At 44.7% G+C, this 3,810-nt stretch carries 4 protein-coding genes and 1 pseudogene; all 5 read left to right on the forward strand.

Annotation, left to right across the window (positions count from 1 at the left end; genetic code table 11):
- Nucleotides 1-119: 119 nt before the first annotated feature.
- The 5 genes and pseudogenes from F0261_RS19610 (at nucleotide 120) to F0261_RS19630 (ending at nucleotide 3,508) form a co-directional block, all read left to right on the forward strand.
- A complete protein-coding gene (locus F0261_RS19610; protein WP_061439362.1) occupies nucleotides 120-443 on the forward strand; it encodes a low molecular weight protein tyrosine phosphatase family protein in 324 nt (107 codons plus the stop codon).
- 695 nt (nucleotides 444-1,138) lie between these two features.
- A pseudogene (locus F0261_RS20275) lies at nucleotides 1,139-1,270 on the forward strand (excalibur calcium-binding domain-containing protein); the annotation flags it as partial.
- A 131-nt stretch (nucleotides 1,271-1,401) separates the two neighbouring features.
- Nucleotides 1,402-1,719: a hypothetical protein gene (locus tag F0261_RS19620; RefSeq protein ID WP_171338721.1), complete on the forward strand. Its 318-nt coding sequence runs from the start codon at nucleotides 1,402-1,404 to the stop codon at nucleotides 1,717-1,719.
- A 131-nt stretch (nucleotides 1,720-1,850) separates the two neighbouring features.
- Entirely contained in the window at nucleotides 1,851-2,057 is a 207-nt protein-coding gene (locus tag F0261_RS19625; protein WP_012518317.1) for a hypothetical protein, read from the forward strand.
- A 1,115-nt stretch (nucleotides 2,058-3,172) separates the two neighbouring features.
- Nucleotides 3,173-3,508, forward strand: coding sequence for a hypothetical protein (locus F0261_RS19630; RefSeq protein ID WP_253819466.1), 336 nt, complete (start codon nucleotides 3,173-3,175; stop codon nucleotides 3,506-3,508).
- The last annotated feature ends 302 nt before the right edge of the window (nucleotides 3,509-3,810 follow it).

The raw sequence follows: 3,810 nt of genomic DNA on the forward strand, positions 1-3,810 counted from the left end.
ATAACAAGGCGCTTAAGACCACTCCCTTCGGTCGCTCGGACGCATTTACGCGGGGCGGCTTCGCCATTATGCCCCACGCAACTGCGCCGCTTAGCTTAATGTTATGTACTTAAGGAAATATGAACCTATTATTTGTTTGTTCAGAAAATCGTTTGCGTAGCCCAACCGGTGAAGAAGTCTTTTCTCAATATGAAGGGGTCAACGCAATCGGGTGCGGCACAAATGCAGATGCCGAAACACCGCTTTCAGGCGACCTTATAGAATGGGCCGACGCCATTTTAGTTATGGAAAAAACTCACAGAAACAAAGTTGCCAAAAAGTACAAAGATTTACTCAAAGGTAAAAAACTGGCGTGCTTAGACATACCAGACAACTACGAGCGCATGCAGCCCGAACTTGTTCGCCTTTTAAAAAGTAAGGTCCCAAGGTTTGTACGGTTGTAATTGGCACGTACATAACAACTCAATAAACTCGCTCACTTCGTTCGCTGGGACGCATACACGCAGGGCGGCTTCGCCATTATGCCCCACGTGCCTTCGCCCGTTATTGAAAAGTTATAAGGCGTCAGCCTAAACTTCGTTTGGCTTTATAAAAATCCCAGTACAACTGCCCTCACCTTTTCTAATTAGCATCGCTCTGGCTTGTGGTAGGTTTAAATCCGCCGCAGTTAATTCAAAGGTGGTGTAATAGGCGCTTAATCTTCAAGTTCTTATTTTCAGCCAGCAAGCGCCATTACACTTGATAGCTCAGATGGCGGCTTGCTTCTGTCAAATCAAAAACATTTGTGGACAGTCGTTTTGCTTGTTTGTGTTAACAATCAATCGTATGCTGGCTTCATCAGTTTTTAAACAGACCAAAGGAACTGACTCTGCTTCTAACAAAGCGCTAAAGTCCACTCCCTTCGGTCGCTCGGACGCATTTACGCGGGGCGGCTTCGCCATTATGCCCCACGTAACTGCGCCGCTTAGCTTAATGTTATGTACTCAGGGAAGAAATTTAGATGTCAAAGAAATTATTACTACTTTTAGCCGTTCTAGTTGGTGTCTTTATTTATTCCAAGAACGATCAAAACGTGGAAGTATTGCCACAACCTGCCTTTCCTACGCAAGAAACTCTAATTCAAGCAGACCGTTTTTCATTTCGTTGCGATGGTAGACAACATTGCAGTCAAATGACATCTTATGAAGAAGCAAAATTTTTCTTAGAAAACTGCCCAAATACAAAAATGGATGGTGACAATGACGGAATACCATGTGAAAGGCAGTTTTAGCAACGTACATAACAACCCAATCAACACACTCACTGCGTTCGCTGGGACGCATACACGCGGGGCGGCTTCGCCATTATGCCCCACATGCCTGCGCCCGTTATTGAAAAGTTAGCCACTTATAAGGATATAAAATGACAATACTTCGGATAAGTCGTGACAGCGGCTTTGCGGACAGAACCAGAGACTATACAGTCATTGCCAATGGCAGCACCTTGGGAAAGATAGGGAACGGCGAAACTAAAGATTTTGAAATTGATGCAAATGAGCAAGAAGTATATTTAAGTGTAGATTGGTGCCGTTCAAATAAACTTTCCGTCGTTCCCTCAGAGGATGGAGTTATTCACCTTACAGCCGAATCATCATTGCGTGGTTTCAAATTGTTTTTGGCCCTTGCATACATAGCGTTAATGCCAACCAAGTACATTAGGTTGTTTCAGGCTCATGACTAACAAAACGCTATTGTCGCTCACTTCGTTCGCTGGGACGCATACACGGGGCCGCTTCGCGATTATAGCCCCGTGCCTGCGCCCCAAAGCTTAGCGTTAGAGCTTACGGGATTACTTTAACAAAGGAGAATTAAATGGCAGTTTATAGCCAAGAGGCCACAGAATTAATGTCAAAGTATAGGGAAGCGGACGAAGCAGAATCCGTTGCTATTAAAGCGCTTGACGAATACATGAAAGCTGGAGGCGGTGAACTAATACGAGACTTGTCTGAGAAAATGGAAAGTGCACACGCAAAGAAACTGTCAATTTATAACGAGATGCAAAAATACAGGCTCGACTAACTGGTTGTTTTCAAAGCAGCTCTAACAAAACGCTGTTGGCACTCCCTCCGGTCGCTGGGACGCATACACGCGGGGCGGCTTCGCCATTATGCCCCACATGTCTGCGCCCGTTATTGGAAAGTTAGGCGTCATTTACTTACAGCATGAAAAAGTGGGTTTAACCGTGACATTCCGACTTCAAGGTTGTTTCGTTAGGTTGTCTTTGCGGCTTGCTTTTTCGGTAGTTTCAACGGCTTTAGCAGCGCGCTTTTCATCAATGCCGCAACGCCATCATTCTGCATCTCCAGCTTTCTAAACTCGCTCTTTTATCCAGCAATGCCGTTAACATCTGGCTTTTCGCACAGGGTTGTTTTATCTTAAATTCAATAATTTAAACGCGCGGCCTAATTGGCTAGTGGTGGCAGCAAAGCTGCGTACTCTAAGTTGTACGCCTAACAAAACGCTGTTGGCACTCCCTCCGGTCGCTGGGACGCTAACACGGGGGCTGACTCACTTCGTTCGGATTTTAGCCCACGTGCTAGCGCCCCAAAGCTTAGTGTTAGGCGTCATTTACTTACAGCATTAAAATGTGGGTTCAAACGTGACATTAAAGCATCAAGGCTGTTTCGCTAGGTCGTGTTCGCGGCTAGCTTTCTCGGTTGTTTCAACGGCTTTAGCAACGGGCTTTTCATCAACATCGCAACGCCAACATTCAACATCACCAGCTTTCTAAACTCGCTCTTTTATCCAGCAATGCCGTTAACATCTGGCTTTTCGCACAGGGTTGTTTTATCTTATTTTCAATAATTTAAACAAGCTGGCTAATCGGCTAGTGGTGGCAGCAAAGCTGCGTACTTTCAGTTGTACGCCTAACAAAACGCTCAAGCCACTCCCTTCGGTCGCTGGGACGCTAACATGTAGGCTGACTCACTTCGTTCGGATTTTAGCCCACATGCTAGCGCCCCTTAGCTTAAAGTTATAAGGCGTCAGCCTAAACTGCGTTTGGCTTCATAAAAATCCCAGTACAACTACCCTCACCTGTTTTTATAAGCATCGCTCTGGCTTGTGGTAGGTTTAAATCCGCCGCTTTCAATTCAGAGGTAGTGTAATAGGCGCTTTATCACCAAGTTCTTATTTTGAGTCAGCAAGCGCCATTACACTCGATAGCTCAGATGGCGGCTAACATCAGTCAAATCAAAAACATTACTGCACAGTCGTTTCGCTTGTTTGTGTTAACAATCAATCGTATGCTGGCTTCATCAGTTTTTAAAAAGACCAAAGGAACTGGCTCTGCTTCTAACAAAGCGCTAAAGACCACTCCCTTCGGTCGCTCGGACGCATTTACGCGGGGCGGCTTCGCCATTATGCCCCACGCAAATGCGCCGCTTAGCTTAATGTTAGTTACCACGCGGAAGTTCGAGCCTAATTACGGCAGGTATTTAGTCAGAGATATGAGCGTAAATGATAAATAAAAGTTTTCTGTTGGCTGCAGCTGTTATGGGAATTTATTTCTTAATGTCTGCAATTAACTTCCGGTTCGGCTTGCCGACTACGGTAGTACAAGTCGTCACAGTAATTTGTTTCTTACTTTTTATAGTGATAATTGTTGTAAGTTTATTTTCTAAGAACAAGAAGCTCTAACTATTGTTATGCAATTAAGTATGCGGTAACTAACACATATGAGCCTCCGGGCTGTCAATGAAAAAAGATAGTCCTTTGACCACTATTTCAAGATCAATACCGTTGCCTTTTTAGAACTCGTTTACTTCGTTTG

Origin of the sequence: Alteromonas sp. 07-89-2 (genome assembly GCF_013113925.1) — a bacterium.
Taxonomy (GTDB): Bacteria; Pseudomonadota; Gammaproteobacteria; order Enterobacterales; family Alteromonadaceae; genus Alteromonas; species Alteromonas macleodii.